The following is a 17,492-nucleotide window of genomic DNA, read 5'->3' on the forward strand; positions in this document are numbered from 1 at the left end:
GATCAGGTGCCGCCGCCTGTTCTTCGGGCGGGCTGCATCGGGAAGGGGCCAGCATGACAATCGCGATCAACTCTGAAAATGGGCCACAACGGCCAAGTCGGCGGGGCGCGTCATGATCCGCCTAGCCACGTTGGAAGAGATCGAGCAACTTGCCACCTGGGCCGCGGCCGAGGGCTGGAACCCCGGTCTCGAGGATGCTGCCGCCTTTCAGGCTGCCGATCCGGAGGGGTTCTTCGTTTCCGTGCAGGGCGGGCAGGTGGTGGCCGGGATCTCTGTCGTCAATCACGACGAGACGCTGGCCTTCCTGGGCTTCTACCTGTGCCACCCGGATTGGCGCGGGCAGGGGCTGGGTTATGCGCTGTGGAAACATGCGCTGCAACATGCGGCGGGGCGGACGGTGGGGCTGGACGGGGTGGCCGACCAACAGGCCAATTACACGCGCTCGGGCTTCTTTCTGGCCGGGGCCAGCCAGCGGTTCCAGGGGCATATGGACGGTGCCGCCGATCCCGCCATTCGTCTTGCGACCGAAGGCGACGTGCCGGCGCTCATCGACCTTGACGCCCATGTCGGCGGCGCCCGGCGGCAGGCCTTTCTGACGGCCTGGCTGGCGCAGCAGCAAAGCCGCCGCACGCTGGTGCGCGATGATCTTGCCGGTTTCGTCACGATCCGGCGCTGTCGCGAGGGGGCGAAACTGGGTCCGGTCATCGCCCCGGATGCCGAGGCGGCGATGGCGCTGATCCGGGCGGCCCTGGCCGAAATGCCCGCCGATCCGGTGATCCTGGACCTTCCTGTTGCCAACAAGGCGCTGCGGGCGCTGCTTGAGGAACTGGGCTTTGCCCTCACCTTTGAAACCGCGCGGATGTATCGCGGATTCGCGCCCGCGGTGGGGCGGGAATTGCAGGTCATCGCCTCGATGGAGCTGGGTTAGGCAGCAGCGACATGTGCGCGGCCCGGATCGCCCGGCAGGCGGTCGGTCCCGGCGTGGCGCATCATCCAGAGCGCGTAGAGCGCATTGGGCAGGATCAGCAACACCGGGGCCAGCAGCAGAAGCGGGTTGATATCGGCCACGGCGGTGGGGCTTTCCTGTTCCGGCGCGCTGACGGTCAGCAGGATCAGCGAAAAATCCCAGGCTGCATGAAAAAGGATGCAGGGCCAGAGCGACCCGGTGCGCAGTAGCAGCGCCATGAAGACCAGGGCGCTGCAGGTCGCCGCCAGCGCCTGTGCCCCGGCCACGGCCAGTGACCCGGTGATCGCGATGTTTGAGACATGGGCCAGCCCGAAGATCACGCTGCTGAGCCAGATCGCGGGCCAGATCCGCATCCGGCTGCGCAGGGCGGGAAACAGCACGCCGCGAAACATCAGCTCCTCCGACAGGCCGACGAAGAAGGTGTTGAGCGCGATCATCCCGATTGCGCGCGGCGCGGGCAGGTCCATGACAAGGGTCGGCGTCAGGAACAGCAGCAGGTAAAGCGCAGGCACCCAGAACAGCCGCAATTGCCCCCAGAGCGGCGCGCGCAGGGCCACGCCATGGCCGCGTCGCCGCAGGACCAGCAACAGGATCAGCATCCCGGCCCCGGCAATGACGATACCCCAGAGCGGGCCCCGGACCATCAGGTCTTCGGGCGGGGCGTCGGGGGCGAGGACCAGCGAATTGATCCCCAGTGTCACCAGCGCCCAAAGCACCAGCAGACCGAAGGCCAGCTTGACGCGGTGACGCGCGATGCGACCCCGTGCGGACGGGTCTTGCGCGGCCGGATCTCCTGCGGTCCGGGGGGGCGTCGGGTCGGGCGACAACGGCATGGGGTATCCTTGAATCAGATACTTAGAAGTGGGGCGCCGGTCGCATGGCGACAAGGGCCGCCGCAGCCCTTGCGCGTTTATTCGCGCCCGTGTTGCGCCGCCGGCCCCTATTCATGGCGAAAGGGGCCGGGGAGGAGCCTAACGGGGCAGGTGCGCGACCGCGTCGATTTCAATCTTCAGGGCCGGATCGATGAAGCCGCTGACCGCGACCATGGTCGCCGCCGGAAGCGGGCCGGTAAAGACTTCTCGCCGGGCCTGGGCGACGGCGGCGCGGTCGGCCATATCGGTCACATAGATCGTGATCCGGGTGATCCGGTCCCGCCCGGCACCTGCGGCCTCGGCCAGGGCGACCACGCGGGACAGTGCTTCGCGGGCCTGGTCCAGCATGGCGTCGGGCACCGGGCCCGCGCCACCGGCATGCATGCCGGAGATATAGACGATCCCGTCCATCTCGACCGCGTTGGAAAACAGCCCCGGCACCGGATCTGGCACGCCCGGCGCGGTGATCGCGCGCGGGCCGGTCATTCCTGCGCCGTTGCTGTTGCGGCCTTGGCGGCCTCGGCTTCGCGGGTCAGGCGTTCGCGCACGGGCACGAAATCATATGTCGGGAAGAATTCGGTCGAAAAGACGCCCCAGGCGCGGCGCTCCAGTTCGACATTCACTTTCGGCAGGATCTCGGGGGCCATGCGCAGGGTCACGACCTGGCCAATTCCCATGACGACATTCCAGCTGAGAATTTCAGCACCCTCGGGTGGAAACCCCCGCCACCAATCCTGTTCGGCAAGGTGGCTTTGAATTTGTTCGAGATTTTTCGACTGATCGTGCTTCAGGAACACGGTGAGCATCACGGTTTCCGACATGGGTTTCCTGCTTTCTGCGACATTTGGATGAAAAAGGCTTGCATAGCGTAACCTGAATCGGGTTTATTTCAAATAGGAACACAGTGATCTTTATTGAACAGGTGGTGACATGCAAGACCCGGCACTGCGGACCCAATCGAAGGGCCGCGCCTTGACCGAGGCGGAACTTTCGCTGGCCGAGACCCTGGAGCGGATCTACGAGACCGGCTGCCATGACTTTGCACAGGTGGTTGTCGAGCTGAATACGCGCGGTGCGGCCCTGCCGTCGGGGGCTGCCGGCCCCTGGACGCTGGAAAGCTTCGAGGCGGAACTGAAGGCGATCAATGCCTCGCATGATGCCGCCCATGCCAGCGACGGGATCGGCGCCTGATCCCGCCATCACCAAGACCCGCCATCAGTTAAGGGCGCCGCGTCGGGACGATATCCCGAAAGGACGGCGCCGGACAGACAGGGAGAGACGAGAATGGACAAGGCAAGCGGGACGCGGGATCGCGTCGATGACTATATCAACAAGGGCCTGCGCGGCTTTTGGGTGCCCGTGGCGGTTTCCGTCCAGGTGCAGACCGGCAAGCCCTTCGCGACGCGGATCGCGGGCGAGAACCTGGTCATGTGGCGCGACGGCGCCGGCAAGGTCCGCTGCGTCGAGGATTTCTGCCCCCACCGCGGTGCCAAGCTGAGCCTTGGTGAAGTGCAGGACGGCAATATCGCCTGCCGCTATCACGGCGTTTCCGTGGACGGCACCGGCACCGTGGCCCGCGTGCCCGCCATGCCGAATTGCGCGCTGGAAGGCCGCAAGGCCCTGACCGCCTATTCCTGCGAGGAAGCGGGCAACGCGATCTTCATCTATCTTCCTTCCGCCGACCGTCCCGAAGCCCCGGCCTTCGAGCCGCCCGAGGAATTCACCAATGGCGAATGGGAAGTCTTCCCCTGCATGACCCGCTGGGATTGCTCCTATCGTCTCAGCCTCGACAATGCCGCCGACCCGATGCACGCGATCTACCTGCATTCCGACAGCTTTACCCTGTCCTACGGCGCCAAGCAGGACACCATGAACCTGGAGCGGACCGAAGACGGGTTCCGGATCGAGCGCATGGGCCAGAAGGGTGTGAATCTGGACGAGACAGAAGTGGTGATGGACGAGGGCATGATGTATTTCCGCCTCGATATTCCCTATCCCGACGGCGCCGGCCCGGGTGGACCCTTCCGCATCATCGGCTTTGCCACGGCGATCGACGACGACACCCACCACAGCTTCTTCTGGCGTTGCCGCAAGGTGACCGGCCTTGCCGCTGAAAGCTGGCGCTTCCTTTACCGTGCCTTCCTCGAGGACCGGCACTGGTTCGTGCTGGAGCAGGATCGCAACATGCTGGAATCGATCCCCTCGGACGCGCGCCGCCGCGAGATGCTGTACCAGCACGACATCGGCGTTTCGCGTCTGCGCCAGCTGATGGTCCGCCGTGCCAAGGAGCACTTCAAGGCGCTCGACGCCGCCGAGGCGGACAAGAAGAGCGCCTGATGCCCCGCGCCGATCTTACCGATCTGACCCCGCACGCGCTGATCGACGCGCTTTGCCAGCCTTTCGAGGCCGGCCAGGCGCTGGATCTGACCGGGCGGCGGATCACCGGTCCGGTGGATCTGTCGGGTCTGGCGCTGTGTGGTTTCGACCTGTCCGGCTCGGTCTTCGAGGGCCGGGTGACGATGGAAAAGACCACCTGCTGGGGCCTGACCTGGTTCCGGGATTGCCACTTTGCCGCGCCCTTCGCGGCGGCGGGGGCGCTGTTCCTGCATGACCTGCGGGTCGATGACGCCCATTTCGCCGCCGAGGTCACCCTGACCCGGACAGAGGCGCGCGGCACCATGGTTCTGGACCGGGCGCATTTTGACGGGCCGGCCTGGCTTGACCGGATGCAGGTTCTGTCCAGCCTGTCGATGGCGCGGGCGCGGTTCGACGGCCCGGTCTCGCTTGAGGAAACCGAAGCCTATGGCGGCTTCTGGGCCGACCGCACGACCTTTGGCGGCCGCCTGCAGGCCACCGGGCTGGAGGTTCACGGACGCACCTGGATCCGGGGCGCGACGCTTGCGCCGGCGGGTCCCGCCGCGCCGCCGCAACAATCGCTGGCGCGGCAGATCCGCAGCTTCGGCTATATCTGGTCCTGACGGGCCGCACATAAAAACAACAGGGAAGCCCATGACATCCAGCCTCGATCTTCAGAACATCACCAAGGTGTTCACCGATGCCAAGACCGGCCATTCGGTCACGGCGGTTCAGGACATGTCCTTCTCGGTCGCGCCGGGTGAACTGGTGGCGGTGGTCGGGCCTTCGGGCTGCGGCAAGTCGACGATCCTCAACATGGTGTCGGGCCTTTACGGACCGACTGAAGGCCGGGTCCTGCTGGATGGCGTTCCAGTCACCGCGACCCGCCCCGAGGTGGGTTTCATGCTGCAGAAGGACCTGCTGCTGCCCTGGCGCAACATCGTCCAGAACGTGGAATTCGGGCTGGAGGAAAAGAAGATGTCGCGGGCCGAACGCCGCGCCCGCGCCATGGCGGAACTTGAGCGCATGAAGCTGGCGGAATTCGCCGACAAGTACCCCCATCACCTTTCCGGGGGCATGCGCCAGCGCGCCGCCCTGGCACGCACCCTGGCCATCGAACCCGAGATCGTCCTGCTCGACGAACCCTTCTCGGCGCTGGACGCCCAGACCAAGCTGGTGCTGCAACGCCATTTCGCCCGCACCATTGCCGAGACCGGTGTGACCTGCGTGCTGATTACCCACGACCTGAACGAGGCCGTCATCCTGGCCGATCGGGTCGTCGTCCTGTCTGGCCGTCCCGGCCGGGTGATCGACGAATTCGCCATCGAGCTGCCGCATCGCACCGACCCCCTCAAGCGCAGCCTGGAACCTCAGGCGGGGGTCTATGTGAAACGGCTGTTCGATGCGCTTCACCTGGAAGACCAGGACGCAGCATAAAACCAACTGGGAGTTACCAAGAACATGAAAAAGTTCATTCGCAATATCGCCGCAGCGGCCCTGACCGCCGTTGCGACCCTGCCTGCCGCGCAGGCGCAGGACCTGGAAAAGATCACCTATCTCTTCCCGGCCCCCGATTTCCTGCCCGCTTTCGCACCCTTCCAGGTCGCGCGCGCCAAGGGCTATTACGAAGAGGCCGGTCTGGACGTGACCTGGCAGATCGGCAAGGGCGGCGCCGACGTGGCCAAGCAGGTTGCCGTGGGCAACGTGGAATTGGGCGGCGGCATCGGTGACACGCCGATCATCGTGCGCCAGAACGGTCTGCCGGTCAAAGGCGTTGCCCTGCTGGGTGGCCGTCCGCTGACCCAGGTCCTGATCCGCGCCGAATCCGGCATCGAGGACGTGGCCGGTCTGGTCGGTGAGCCCGTCGGTGTCATCGCCTACCAGGACACGACCTATTACAATCTGCTGGCCGCGCTGGCCGCCTCCGGTGTCGATGCCAATGATGTCGACATTCAGGCCATCGGTGCCGGCGGCATGGTGCAGCTGATGATCTCGGGCGATGTGACCGCGATTTCCGGCACACCGGACTGGGCGGTTGCCATCGAACATGCGGGCGTCGACCTGAACATCATCGAGATGGACACGATGCTGCCCGCCATGGCCCAGGCCATCCTGGCCTCGGAAGACACCATCGCCGAAAAGCCCGAACTGGTCGACGCCTTCGTCGATGCGACCCTGAAGGGTCTGAACGACGTGATCGCCGATCCCGAAGGCTCTGCCGCTGCCGTCGCCGGCTTCGTGCCGCAGATGGAAGGCCAGGAAGCCATGCTGGTCGAGGTCATGGAACGCTACGCGACGCTCGTCTACGCCATGCCCGAGGGTCAGACCCTTGGCACCTTCGACGCCGAGCGCATGTCCACGGTCGCCAACTTCTACCTGGACGCCGGCATCGTGACCGAGGTCTCGGACACGCCCGAAGACTATTTCACCAACGCCTTCGCCGAGTGAACCGATGACGATGCAAAGCATCCAGAGCGAAAACAGGACGCCGGGGACACCCCCCGGCGCCCATCAGACAAAGGGTCCCGGCATCATGAAGTCTCTACAGGGCAAGCCTCTGGAACTGCTCGCCATCTTCGGGATGGGGGTGCTGGTTCTGCTGATCTGGGAATTCCTTCCCCCGGCGCTCGACGTGCCGCGGTACATCATTCCGACCTTCTCGGACTGCCTCGATGAACTGAGCCGCATGTTCGCGCGTCAGGACATGGCCGGGCATATCCTGTCGACCCTGACCTCGACCGTGATCGGCTTCATCCTCGGCTCGCTGCTGGGCGCAGCCAGCGGCTACCTGCTGGGCATGTCGCCGCTGATGGAAAAGGTCCTGTCGCCCTATATCCTGGGCCTGCAGATCGCACCGAAAGTGGCCTTTGCGCCGCTGTTCATCATCTGGTTCGGCTATGGCGACATTCCGAAGCTGCTGGTCACCGTGCTGATCGTCTTCTTCCCGATCCTCGTGAACGTGTTGCAAAGCATGAAGACCGTGGATCGCGACCTGGTCAACCTGGCGCGGGTCTATTCGATGAACCGCTTCACCATCTTCCGCAAGATCGAGATGCCGTCTTCGATGCCCTCCCTCTTTGCCGGTCTGCGCATCGGGGCCACCTTCGCCGTCATCGGCGTGACCGTGGGCGAGATGGTCGGCGGCAATACCGGCCTCGGCTTCCTGATCACCTACGGCGAGGGCCAGGCCAACACGGCCATGGTATTCAACGCGATCATCTTCCTGACGATCATCGGCATCGCGCTCTATTTCATCGTCTCGATGATCGAGAAACGCGTGCTGCACTACCTTGAACGCAACGACCACGGCTGAGCGGGAAAGTGAGCACAGTGACCCAGAGCGCGACATATGTTCCCGAAAGCGGGCCGGCCGGCGTTGAAACCGGCACGGCGGCAGGGATCACCTACCTGCGCCGCAAGGGCCCGGGGCGGGTGCTGATCTGCCTGCACGGGATCGGGTCGCGCGGGGAAAGCTTTGTGCCGATGCTGCCCGACCTGCCGGCGGACTGGGACGTCATCGCCTGGAATGCGCCGGGTTATTCGGGTTCGGCGCCTCTGGGGGCCGACTGGCCGGTCGAGGCGGACTACAGCGCGGCCTTGCTGGGTCTTCTCGATGCGCTGGAACTGGGCCGCGTGACGCTGCTGGGCCATTCGCTTGGGACCCTGATGGGCGCGCGCTTTGCCGCCGATCATGGCGACCGGGTGACGGCGCTGGTGCTGGGGGCCTCGGCCTGCGGTCACGGGCAGGCGCCGGGTGTCCTGTCGCAGGCGGCGCAGGACCGGCTCGAGGCGCTGCAGGCAGAAGGGGCCGAAGCCTTTGCCGCCAGCCGCGCCCCGCGTCTTCTGGCCGATGCGCCGGGCAATCCGGGCGCCTTGAAGCGGGTGTGCGATGCCATGGCGGCCGTGACCCAGCCCGGCTATGGCCAGGCGGTGCGGATGCTGGCCTCGGGGCAGCTGGAAGACAGCCTGTCGCAGGTCACGGCGCCCACCGGTTTCCTTTGGGGCGACGGCGATGTCGTCACCCCGCGTGCCCAGACCGACCGTGCCCGCGCCGCGCGCGGCGGCACGGCCCCGCTTGGCGTCATCGCCTGCGCGGGCCATGCGTTGCATGCCGAGGCCCCGCAGGCCCTGGCCGCGGCGCTGATTGAAATCCTGTCCGAACTGGACCAACAGAATGCGAGTTCGTCATGAGTGACATGATCCGAGCCGGCCACCTGCGCAGCGTCGTCATGCGCGCGCCGGGGATGACCAAGACGGTCGACTTCTACGTCAAGGCCTGGGGCCTGACGGTCGCCCACGAAGGCGACGGCATCACCTACCTGCGCGGCACGGGAACCGAGCCTTTCATCTATGCCCTCAAGGACGGCACGGATTTCGGCATCGAATACATCCACATGGGCATGCCAGACCGCGCCTCGATGGATGCGCTGCACGCGCAGGTCGTCGCAAAGGGCGCCCATGTGCTGGGCGCGCCGGGAGAGTTCGACGACTGGCCCGGCGGCTACGGGTTCGAGATGCTGGACCCCGATTTCCGCCGGTTGCGCTTTACCTGCGATCTCGAGATGAACGAGAAGATGGACAAATACGCCCATCCCCAGAAGATCACCCATTGCGTCATCAATACCGGCGACATGGACGGGGTCGAAGCCTGGTATCAGGACGTGCTGGGCTTCCGCGTCTCGGATTACTCCGCCGACCAGATGGTCTTTTTGCGCGCTGCGGCCGACGTCGAGGAAGGCGCCGATCACCATTGCATCGCCCTGGTCCGCGCGCCCTATGCCAGCGTCAACCACGTCGCTTTCGAAACCGGCGGGATCAATGAATACATGCGTTCGATCGGACGGATGCGGCAGAACGGCACCGTGCCGACGTGGGGACCGGGCCGTCATGGACCGGGCGACAACTGCTTTGCCTATTTCGTCTCGCCCTCGGGGTTCGTGATCGAATTCACCTCCGAGGTCCAGAAGATCGACGAGATGACCCACGAAGCCCAGGTCTGGCCGCGCGACAACCCCGAGAAGATGGACCAGTGGATGACCGCCGGCCCGCCGACCCCGGCGCAGCGCGCCTGCATGATGGGCCGCCCCGACCCGGGCTTTCCGCCAAGCAACGAGGGCTGAACCATGGATCTGGGACTGACAGACAAGGTCGTCGTGGTGACCGGGGCGTCTTCGGGCATCGGGCTGGCCACGGCCGGCCTGGCGTTGGACGAAGGCGCCAAGGTCGCGCTTTGCGCCCGCGGGCCGGAACGCCTTGGCGATGTGGCCGAAAAGCTGTCGGCGCTGTATGGCGCCGACCGCGTGCTGGCGCAGCCAGTGGATGTGCTGGACGAGGCGGCGGTGACCGATTTCGCCGCTGCCGTCAGCGCCCGCTTCGGTGCGGTGCATGCGCTGATCAACAATGCCGGGCAGGGCCGCGTCTCGACCTTTGCCGATACCACGGATGATGCCTGGCGGCAGGAGCTGGAGCTGAAGTACTTCAGCCAGATCCGCCCGATCCGCGCCTTCCAGCCCGCGCTGAAGGCCAGTGGGCAGGGCGCCATCGTGGCGACCAATTCGCTGCTGGCCTACCAGCCGGAACCGCATATGGTCTGCACCTCTTCGGCGCGGGCCGGGGTGCAATCTCTGCTGAAAAGCCTTTCGGTCGAACTGGCCCCGGCCATCCGCGTCAATTCCATCCTCGTCGGCCTTGTCGACAGCAACCAGTGGCAGCGCCGTTTCGAGGCGCGCGAAGATCAGTCCCAGTCACGCGACGACTGGTTCGCCGATCTGGCCCACAAGAAGAACATCCCCCTCGGTCGATTGGGCCAGCCTGACGAGGCGGCGCGTGCGCTGCTTTTCCTGGCCTCCCCGGCTGCATCCTTCATCACAGGAGCTCAAGTTGAAATCTCTGGCGGCATTTCCCGATACATCTGACCTGTCCCCGGCCAATGATGCCGCCCCCGCAAGCCTTGCCATTGTCGGCGATCAGCTTGCGGAAGCTCTGGCGGATCTCGGGGTGACCACGCTGTTCGGCGTGATCTCGATCCACAACATGCCGATCCTGGACGCCATCGCGCGCCAGGGCCGGATCCGCTTTGTCCCCGCGCGGGGCGAGGCAGGGGCGATGAACATGGCCGATGCCTATGCCCGCGTCACGGGTGGCCTCGGTGTGATCATGTCCTCGACCGGAACGGCCGCGGGCAACACCGCTGGTGGCCAAGTCGAGGCGCTGACCGCCGGGTCGCGCCTGCTGCACATCACCAGCCAGGTCGACACCAAGTTCGCCGACCGCGACCGCGCGCCGATCCATGACGTGCCGACACAGCGCAAGATGCTGGAAGGGATCTCGAAGGCGGTGTTCCGCATCTGGGATTGCCATGCCGCGGTCGGCACGCTGAAGGCGGCCGTTTCGGCGGCGCTCTCGGCTCCGACGGGGCCGGTCAGCCTTGAAATCCCGGTCGACGTGCAGCGCGCGCCGATTTCCAGCACCGCGAAGATCGGCAAGCCGGCCGTGCTGAAACCCCGCGCCGATGACGCGGAGATCGAAGCGCTGGCTGCCCGCATCCTGAAGGCGAAACGCCCGATGATCTGGCTGGGCGGCGGCGCGAAGGACGCCGGCATCCCGGCCACCGAACTGGTCGAACGCGGCTTTGGCGCCGTCAGCTCGACCAACGGGCGCGGCGTGGTGGCGGAAACCCATCCCGCGACGCTCGGGGCCTTCAACATGGGGCCGGATGCGATCAAGCTTTACCAGACCTGCGACCTGATGGTCGTCGTCGGTTCGCGCTTGCGCGGCAACGAAACCAAGGACAACGACATGCCGCTGCCGCCGATCTGCCAGATCGACGCCGAGGCCAGCCAGGGCGGGCGCAACTACCCGGTCGAGATGATGATCCACGGTGATGCCGAGGATACCCTGGCGCGGCTGCTGGAAATGCTGCCTGCAAAGCTTGATACCGACCCGAACCTGCCGCATGAGATCGCGGTGGTGCGGGCGACTGCCGAAGGCCAGATGCGCGCCATGCTCGGCCCCTATCGGACGGTCGCGGATGCGTTGCAGGAACGTGTCCTGCCGGGGCGCCACCCCTGGGTGCGGGACGTGACGATCACCAATTCGACCTTCGGCAACCGCTACGTGCAGATCGCCGAACCGCGCCTGGGCGTCCACGCGCTTGGCGGTGGCATCGGGCAGGGGATCGCCATGGGTGTCGGCGCGGCGCTGGCCAGCGCCGAGGAACCCGGATCCCCCAAGGCGATCACGCTGGTCGGGGACGGGGGCGCGATGCTGGGCATGGCCGAGCTGATCACCGCCGTCGACGAAAACGCGCCTCTGGTCTACGTGCTGATGAACGACAGTGCCTATGGCGTGATCCAGAACATCCAGGACGCGCAATACGACGGCCGCCGCCATTATTCCAAGATCGCGGTGCCGAACTTTGCCAAGCTCTGCGATGCGGTCGAGATGCCGCACATGAAGGTCGATAATATCGACGCCTTCGCCGCCGCCCTGGACGAGGCCATCGCGCGCCCCGGTCCCGTCGTGCTCGAGGTGGACATGGTCGCCATCGGCCCCTACGCCCAGCAGTTCGCAGGCCCGCCCGCGGGTGCTGCCGGCAAGGCGGAGTAAGGCATGCATCTTGGACTGATCGGTTACGGCAATATCGCGGCCACCCTGTTGAAGATCCTCGACGCGCAGGGGCAATTGCCTGCGCGCGTCTCGGTCCTGGCCCGTCCGGGTCGGGCAGAGGCCGCGCGCGCCGCCTTCGCCTTTCCGGTGGAGATCTTCGAGGAAGTCGCGGATTTCCTGGCCGCCAGGCCCGACTACGTTGTCGAGGCCGCGACCCATGCCGCGGTGAAGGGCCCCGTTCTTGAAACCTTGCGCGCGGGGGTCCCGGTGCTGGTCGTCTCCATCGGCGCGCTTGCCGACGCGGACACAGAGGCGGCGATCCGCGAGGCTGCCACCGCCGGCAAGACGCAGGCGCATCTGTCCAACGGCGCCGTGGGGGGCATCGACATGCTGGCCGCCGCCCGGCTTTCGGGTATCGACAGCGTCGCCTATACATCGCGCAAACCGCCGCAGGCCTGGGCGGGCACCCCCGCCGACGGGCTGCTGGATCTGGCCGCGCTGACCGAGGCCACGACCTTCTACGAAGGCACGGCCCGGCAGGCGGCGACGGACTACCCCAAGAACGCCAACGTGGCAGCCACCATCGCCCTTGCGGGCGCGGGCTGGCAGGCCACCACGGTGCGCATGGTCGCGGACCCCTCGGTCTCGGCCAATATCCACGAATTCACGGTGCGCTCCGGCGCGCTGGATTTCACGGTGACACTGGAAGGCAAACCTTCGCCCGACAACCCCAAGACCAGCGTTTCCACGGTTTATGCGCTGGCACGGGCGGTGCTGAACCAGACCTCGCCGCTGACACTCTAGAGGATGACATGAAAGACCTGACCACAGAGCTTCCCGACGGCCGCCTTTTCATCGGCGGAGAATGGGAGACGGGCACCGGGGCGGAAATCACCTCGACCTATCCGCATGACGGTTCCTTCAACCTCAGCTTCAAGGGCGCGTCCCGTGCCGATGGCGAAAAGGCCATCGCGCGGGCCAAGGCCGCGCAGGCCGATCCCGCATGGGCCAACCTGCTGCCGCATGAGCGCGCCCGGATGCTGCACGCGATCGCCGACGGAATCGAGGCGAACATCGAGCGGATCTCCTACGTCCAGTCGCGCGACACCGGCAAGACACGCGGTGAAACCCGCGCGCTGGCAGGCTCTGCCGTTGGTACTTTCCGCTATTTCGCCGCGGTGCTGGAAACCTCGGACGACGATTTGACGGTGCAGCGCGCCACGGCGCTGACGGCCTCGATCCATGAACCCATCGGCGTCGTCGCGGCGATCACGCCTTGGAATTCGCCTATCGCGTCCGACGCCCAGAAGGTCGCGCCTGCGCTCGCCGCCGGCAACGCGGTCATCATCAAGCCCTCCAGCTGGTCGCCCATGGTCTCGCTTGTCCTCGCGGAAATCTGCGAAGAGGTCGGCCTGCCCAAGGGCCTTCTGTCCGTCCTGCCCGGCGCGGGGCGCGAGATCGGCAACCTGCTGGTCGAACACTGCGACATCGGGCGCGTCGCCTTTACCGGCGGCACGGTGACCGGGCGGCGGCTGGCAGCCCAGGCGGGCGAAAAGCTGATGCCTGTTTCGCTGGAACTGGGCGGGAAATCCCCGACCATCGTCTTTGAAGACCACGACCGGGACCTGACGATCGCGGGCATCCTTTTCGGCATCTTCTCGTCTTCGGGTCAAAGCTGCATCGCGGGCTCGCGCCTGTTCGTGCAGAAGGCGATCTATGACGACTTCCTTGCCGACCTGGTGAAGGCCACCGAAAAGCTGGTCGTCGGCGCGCCCGACGATCCCGCCACGCAGGTCGCCCCGATGATCTGCGCCGAACACCGCGACAGCGTGGAAAAATACATCGCGCTGGCACAGGAAGAGGGCGGCAAGGTCCTTTGCGGCGGCACCCGACCGGAAGGCGAGGCCTTCGCCAAGGGTTCCTACCTGAAGCCCACGATCATCGCCGGCCTGACCAACGACGCGCAGGTCTGCCGCGAAGAGATCTTCGGCCCGGTGCTGGTCGTCCTGCCGTTCGAGGACGAGGCCGAGGTGATCGCCCAGTCCAACGACAACGATTACGGTCTTGCTTGCGGCATCTGGACGAAGGACTTCCCCCGCGCCTGGCGTCTGGCCCGCGCGATCAAGGCCGGCACGGTCTGGATCAACACCTACAAGCAGTTCTCGATCTCGACCCCCTTCGGCGGCGACGGAGCCTCGGGCATGGGGCGTGAAAAGGGCCGCGAGGGGCTGCGTGCCTGGCAGCGGCAAAAGGGCATCTATGCGGACCTGACGGGCAATCCGCATCCATGGGCGAGGGTTGGCCAATGACACTGCAGAACCGCAACATCCTTGTCACCGGGGCCGGGGGCGGCCTTGGCCGCGACATCGTGCTGGCCTGTGGCCGGGCCGGGGCCCATGTGATCCTGTCTGATTTCAACGAAGAGACGGTGCAGGCCTCGCTTGCCGCCCTGCAAGCGGCGGGTGGCAGCGGAGAGGTCCGTCTGGCAGACCTCAGCGACCCGGAGTCCATCGCTGCGCTTGGCGCGGGGCTGGACGGGCCGCTGCATGGTCTGATCAACAACGGCGCGATTGCCACCGGGATTGGCGGCATCGGTTACCGCGATATCGAGATCGAGACCTGGGATCGTGTCATGCAGGTCAACGTGCGCGGAACCTGGCTGATGATCCGCGCCTGTGCCGATGCGCTGATCGCCTCCGGGTCCGGCCGGGTGGTGAACCTGGCCTCGGATACCGCCCTTTGGGGGGCGCAGAACCTGCTGGCCTATACCAGTTCCAAGGGGGCCGTCATGGCGATGACCCGCAGCCTGGCGCGGGAAATGGGCCCCGATGGCGTCGGTCTGACCACCATCGCGCCCGGCATCCTGACCACCGAAAGCACCGACTACGTGCCCGAGGCGCGCCATACCCACTACGAGACCGGCCGCGCCGTGCCGGGCAAGCAGGGCACGGGCGAGGTGGCCGAGGTCGCTGCCTTCCTGGTGTCCGAACCCGCCATCACGCTTACTGGTCAGACGCTACCCGTCGACCACGGCTTCGTCTTCAACTGAGGGGGCGCACATGATACAGATCGCCATCGTCGGCGCCGGACCCTCCGGCTGTTACCTGGCCCAGGCGCTGCTGAAGGCGGTGCCGGGCGCGCATATCGATATCCTCGACCGGCTGCCGGTGCCCTTCGGTCTGGTGCGGTATGGTGTGGCCCCCGACCATCAGGGGACCAAGGCCGTCGCGCGCCAGTTCGCGCGCCTGTTCGAAAAGCAGGGCGTCGGCTTCATCGGCAATGTCACCCTTGGCCAGGAAGGCGAGGGCGGCACGCTGTCCCTGTCAGAGCTTCAGTCGGCCTATGACGTGGTGGTGCTGGCGCTTGGCCTGCCGAAGGACCGCGCGCTGCCGCTGCCCGGTGCCGCGCTGCCCGGCGTCATCGGTGCGGGCCAGTTGACGCGGCACTGGAACGACCACCCCGACGACAGCGCCAGCCTGCCCGATCTTGGTCGCCGCGTGGTGATCGTGGGGCAGGGCAATGTCGCCATCGACGTGCTGCGTATCCTTGCAAAGCGGGCCGAGCATTTCGACGGATCGGACCTGGCCCACCGGCACAGCGACCACATCGCCGCCGCCGGGATCGAAAGCATCGACATCCTGGGCCGGTCCCCCGCCCATGAGGCGAAGTTTGATCCGGTGATGGTCAAGGAGCTGGCCAAGCTGCCGCATATGGGCTTTGCCTTTGAGGGGCTCGCGCATTCCGGCGCGGCGTCGCAGGACGATGCCCGGCTTGAGGCGCTTGCCAACCTGCCGGCGGCCGCCGACCACGATATCCGCGTGACCTTCCATTTCGGCGCGACGCCGACGCGCCTGACCGGCACCGACCGGGTCAGTGCCGCGCAATTCGACTGCGACGGCGCCGAGCTTTCGCTGCCCTGCGATACGGTCGTCTCGGCCATCGGCTTCGAGACCCATGTGCCGGGGCTGCGTGACGACCTGCTTGCAGGCGCGGAGGATGCCGCGCTTGGCGTCCTGCGTCCCGGTCTATACGCGGCGGGCTGGTTTGCCCGTGGCCCGCGCGGCACCATCCCCGAGAACCGGCAGGCCGCCCAGGCCCTGGCGGCACGCATCGCGCAGGATCTCGGCACGCTTCCCAAGACCAGCAAAACGGGTGCGGCTGCCCTTGCCGCCCGCCTGTCCGGCCTGACCGATTACGCCGGCTGGCAGCGCATCGACGCGGCCGAGCTTGCCGCTTGCGATGCCGGCCGGGTCAGGGCAAAGGTCGCCGATCTGACTGACATGCTGACCCTGGCCGCTGGCCGGGCACAAGACCACCCGGAGACCGAGACATGAAAATCGCCCTGCTTTACGGTACTGAAACCGGCACCACGGAAATGCTTTGCGAGGACCTGGAAGGGCACCTTGGCGGCGACCACGAGGTCGAGATGGCCGACCTTGGCGACACCGACCCGACCAGCCTGGACGGTGATAGCCTGCATCTGATCCTCTGCTCGACCTATGGTGACGGAGAACTGCCGGCGACCGCTCAGCCCTTTGCCCAGGCGCTGATCGACGCCGGGGCGGACCTGTCGGGCATCCGTTTCGCGATCTTCGGTCTGGGCGACAGCACCTACGAGACCTTCAACGAAGGCTCGCAGAAGCTGGCGGAACTGTTGGTGAAACATGGCGCGAAGCAGGTCGGGGACCGCACCACCTATGACGCGATGAGCGGCGACATGCCCGAGGATTCGGCCTTTCCCTGGGCCGAGGAACGGATTGCCGAAGCCGAACCCCTGTTTGCGGCCAGCTAGATGCCGCTGTCCGATGCCCTTGATGATGACGCCGGCAAGCCAGCAGCCCTGGGGGGTGGTGATGCGCTGGCCGGTGATGCGCTGGGCGCTGATCGCCCGACCTATGGCGTGCCCCCGGTCACGCGGGCGATCAAGGTGCTGCGTCACGTGGCCTCGGGGCATGGCTGCACCAATATTTCGGCGGCCTCCAAGGCGCTTGGCATCAACCGGACGACGCTGATCCGCCTGCTGCATACGCTGGCCGAGGAACGGATGATCGAATGGCAGGGCGAGGGGCGTGGATACAGGCTTGGCTACGGTCTGCTGGGTCTCGCGGCCGAGGCCCTGTCGTCGCGTGATCTGCTGCAGGTGGCGCGGCCGCATCTGGCCGAACTGGCGCAGGACACCGGGCTGTCGGCGCATCTGGGCGTGCTGGACGGGCGCGAGGTGGTCTACATGATCCGCGAAGTCCCCCGGTCACAACTGGTCAGCAACGTGCGCGAAGGCACCCGCCTGCCGGCCCATGCGACGACCATGGGGCGGATGCTGCTGGCGCATCTGACGGCTCAGCAGCTTTTCGACCTTTATTCCGGCACGCCGATGCCGGAATATTCATCGGTCACCGCCACGACCCCCGGCGCGCTGTTCGATCAGCTTCAGGCCGATCGCGCCCGCGGCATCGTCTGGAGCGACGGGAACTTTGAACCGATGATCGGCTCTTGCGCCTGCCCGGTGCTGGACCACGGCGCGCATGTGGTGGCCTCGATCAACCTGTCGGGACCCAACGAGGCCTTCATCCAGGGTGCCGAGGTCGCGCAGCGCATCGACCAGGCGATCCGCGACTGCGCCGAAGGAATTTCCGAGGCGCTCGGCTGGCGCGGCCCGCAGGGGGCGGACCGCACCTGAATTCGCAACCTGA

General features: G+C 66.3%; 20 protein-coding genes. 17 read left to right on the top strand and 3 right to left on the bottom strand.

The window, feature by feature from the left end; genetic code table 11:
• The first annotated feature begins 112 nt into the window (after positions 1 to 112).
• Positions 113 to 928, top strand: a complete 816-nt coding sequence (locus PSAL_RS17410) for a GNAT family N-acetyltransferase (protein WP_119838068.1) — start codon at positions 113 to 115, stop codon at positions 926 to 928.
• Here PSAL_RS17410 and PSAL_RS17415 read toward each other — a convergent pair.
• The 3 genes from PSAL_RS17415 to PSAL_RS17425 form a co-directional block, all read right to left on the bottom strand.
• Complete coding sequence (locus tag PSAL_RS17415) at positions 925 to 1,800, bottom strand: CPBP family intramembrane glutamic endopeptidase (protein ID WP_119838067.1); 876 nt, start codon at positions 1,798 to 1,800, stop codon at positions 925 to 927. The two genes, PSAL_RS17410 and PSAL_RS17415, sit on opposite strands and share 4 nt — an antisense overlap.
• Positions 1,801 to 1,938: 138 nt before the next feature.
• Positions 1,939 to 2,325, bottom strand: a complete 387-nt coding sequence (locus PSAL_RS17420; RefSeq protein ID WP_196941877.1) for a RidA family protein — start codon at positions 2,323 to 2,325, stop codon at positions 1,939 to 1,941.
• Positions 2,322 to 2,660 (bottom strand): hypothetical protein, encoded by a 339-nt coding sequence (locus PSAL_RS17425; RefSeq protein ID WP_196941878.1) that lies wholly within the window; start codon positions 2,658 to 2,660, stop codon positions 2,322 to 2,324. The genes PSAL_RS17420 and PSAL_RS17425 overlap by 4 nt, the downstream gene beginning before the upstream one ends.
• A 109-nt stretch (positions 2,661 to 2,769) precedes the next feature.
• Between PSAL_RS17425 and PSAL_RS17430 the strand changes: the two genes are divergently transcribed.
• The 16 genes from PSAL_RS17430 to PSAL_RS17505 all read left to right on the top strand — a co-directional run bounded on the left by PSAL_RS17430 (position 2,770) and on the right by PSAL_RS17505 (position 17,479).
• Complete coding sequence (locus PSAL_RS17430) at positions 2,770 to 3,030, top strand: recombinase-like helix-turn-helix domain-containing protein (protein WP_119838066.1); 261 nt, start codon at positions 2,770 to 2,772, stop codon at positions 3,028 to 3,030.
• 93 nt (positions 3,031 to 3,123) lie between these two features.
• Positions 3,124 to 4,176: an aromatic ring-hydroxylating oxygenase subunit alpha gene (locus PSAL_RS17435; RefSeq protein ID WP_119838065.1), complete on the top strand. Its 1,053-nt coding sequence runs from the start codon at positions 3,124 to 3,126 to the stop codon at positions 4,174 to 4,176.
• Entirely contained in the window at positions 4,176 to 4,817 is a 642-nt protein-coding gene (locus tag PSAL_RS17440) for a hypothetical protein (RefSeq protein ID WP_119838064.1), read from the top strand. The genes PSAL_RS17435 and PSAL_RS17440 overlap by 1 nt, the downstream gene beginning before the upstream one ends.
• Before the next feature lie 31 nt (positions 4,818 to 4,848).
• Positions 4,849 to 5,631: an ABC transporter ATP-binding protein gene (locus PSAL_RS17445; protein WP_119838063.1), complete on the top strand. Its 783-nt coding sequence runs from the start codon at positions 4,849 to 4,851 to the stop codon at positions 5,629 to 5,631.
• 24 nt (positions 5,632 to 5,655) lie between these two features.
• On the top strand, positions 5,656 to 6,642 hold the full coding sequence (locus tag PSAL_RS17450; RefSeq protein ID WP_119838062.1) for an ABC transporter substrate-binding protein: 987 nt from the start codon (positions 5,656 to 5,658) through the stop codon (positions 6,640 to 6,642).
• 85 nt (positions 6,643 to 6,727) lie between these two features.
• On the top strand, positions 6,728 to 7,507 hold the full coding sequence (locus PSAL_RS17455) for an ABC transporter permease (protein ID WP_119838127.1): 780 nt from the start codon (positions 6,728 to 6,730) through the stop codon (positions 7,505 to 7,507).
• A gap of 8 nt (positions 7,508 to 7,515) precedes the next feature.
• Positions 7,516 to 8,385, top strand: a complete 870-nt coding sequence (locus PSAL_RS17460; RefSeq protein WP_196941879.1) for an alpha/beta fold hydrolase — start codon at positions 7,516 to 7,518, stop codon at positions 8,383 to 8,385.
• Positions 8,382 to 9,314: a VOC family protein gene (locus PSAL_RS17465; protein WP_119838060.1), complete on the top strand. Its 933-nt coding sequence runs from the start codon at positions 8,382 to 8,384 to the stop codon at positions 9,312 to 9,314. Before PSAL_RS17460 ends, PSAL_RS17465 begins: the two co-directional genes overlap by 4 nt.
• Before the next feature lie 3 nt (positions 9,315 to 9,317).
• Positions 9,318 to 10,109 carry an SDR family oxidoreductase gene (locus PSAL_RS17470; protein WP_119838059.1) on the top strand — a complete coding sequence of 264 codons (792 nt, stop codon included), beginning with the start codon at positions 9,318 to 9,320 and terminating at the stop codon, positions 10,107 to 10,109.
• Positions 10,075 to 11,802: a thiamine pyrophosphate-binding protein gene (locus PSAL_RS17475; protein ID WP_196941880.1), complete on the top strand. Its 1,728-nt coding sequence runs from the start codon at positions 10,075 to 10,077 to the stop codon at positions 11,800 to 11,802. Before PSAL_RS17470 ends, PSAL_RS17475 begins: the two co-directional genes overlap by 35 nt.
• Before the next feature lie 3 nt (positions 11,803 to 11,805).
• Positions 11,806 to 12,606, top strand: coding sequence for an aspartate dehydrogenase (locus PSAL_RS17480; RefSeq protein ID WP_119838058.1), 801 nt, complete (start codon positions 11,806 to 11,808; stop codon positions 12,604 to 12,606).
• An 8-nt stretch (positions 12,607 to 12,614) separates the two neighbouring features.
• Positions 12,615 to 14,111, top strand: a complete 1,497-nt coding sequence (locus tag PSAL_RS17485; protein WP_119838057.1) for an aldehyde dehydrogenase — start codon at positions 12,615 to 12,617, stop codon at positions 14,109 to 14,111.
• On the top strand, positions 14,108 to 14,851 hold the full coding sequence (locus PSAL_RS17490; RefSeq protein ID WP_119838125.1) for an SDR family oxidoreductase: 744 nt from the start codon (positions 14,108 to 14,110) through the stop codon (positions 14,849 to 14,851). Before PSAL_RS17485 ends, PSAL_RS17490 begins: the two co-directional genes overlap by 4 nt.
• Positions 14,852 to 14,861: 10 nt before the next feature.
• Entirely contained in the window at positions 14,862 to 16,136 is a 1,275-nt protein-coding gene (locus tag PSAL_RS17495) for an FAD-dependent oxidoreductase (RefSeq protein ID WP_119838056.1), read from the top strand.
• Positions 16,133 to 16,594, top strand: coding sequence for a flavodoxin domain-containing protein (locus PSAL_RS17500; protein ID WP_119838055.1), 462 nt, complete (start codon positions 16,133 to 16,135; stop codon positions 16,592 to 16,594). The genes PSAL_RS17495 and PSAL_RS17500 overlap by 4 nt, the downstream gene beginning before the upstream one ends.
• A complete protein-coding gene (locus tag PSAL_RS17505) occupies positions 16,595 to 17,479 on the top strand; it encodes an IclR family transcriptional regulator (protein WP_196222713.1) in 885 nt (294 codons plus the stop codon).
• Positions 17,480 to 17,492 lie beyond the last annotated feature (13 nt).

Origin of the sequence: Pseudooceanicola algae, assembly GCF_003590145.2 — a bacterium.
Taxonomy (GTDB): domain Bacteria; phylum Pseudomonadota; class Alphaproteobacteria; order Rhodobacterales; family Rhodobacteraceae; genus Pseudooceanicola; species Pseudooceanicola algae.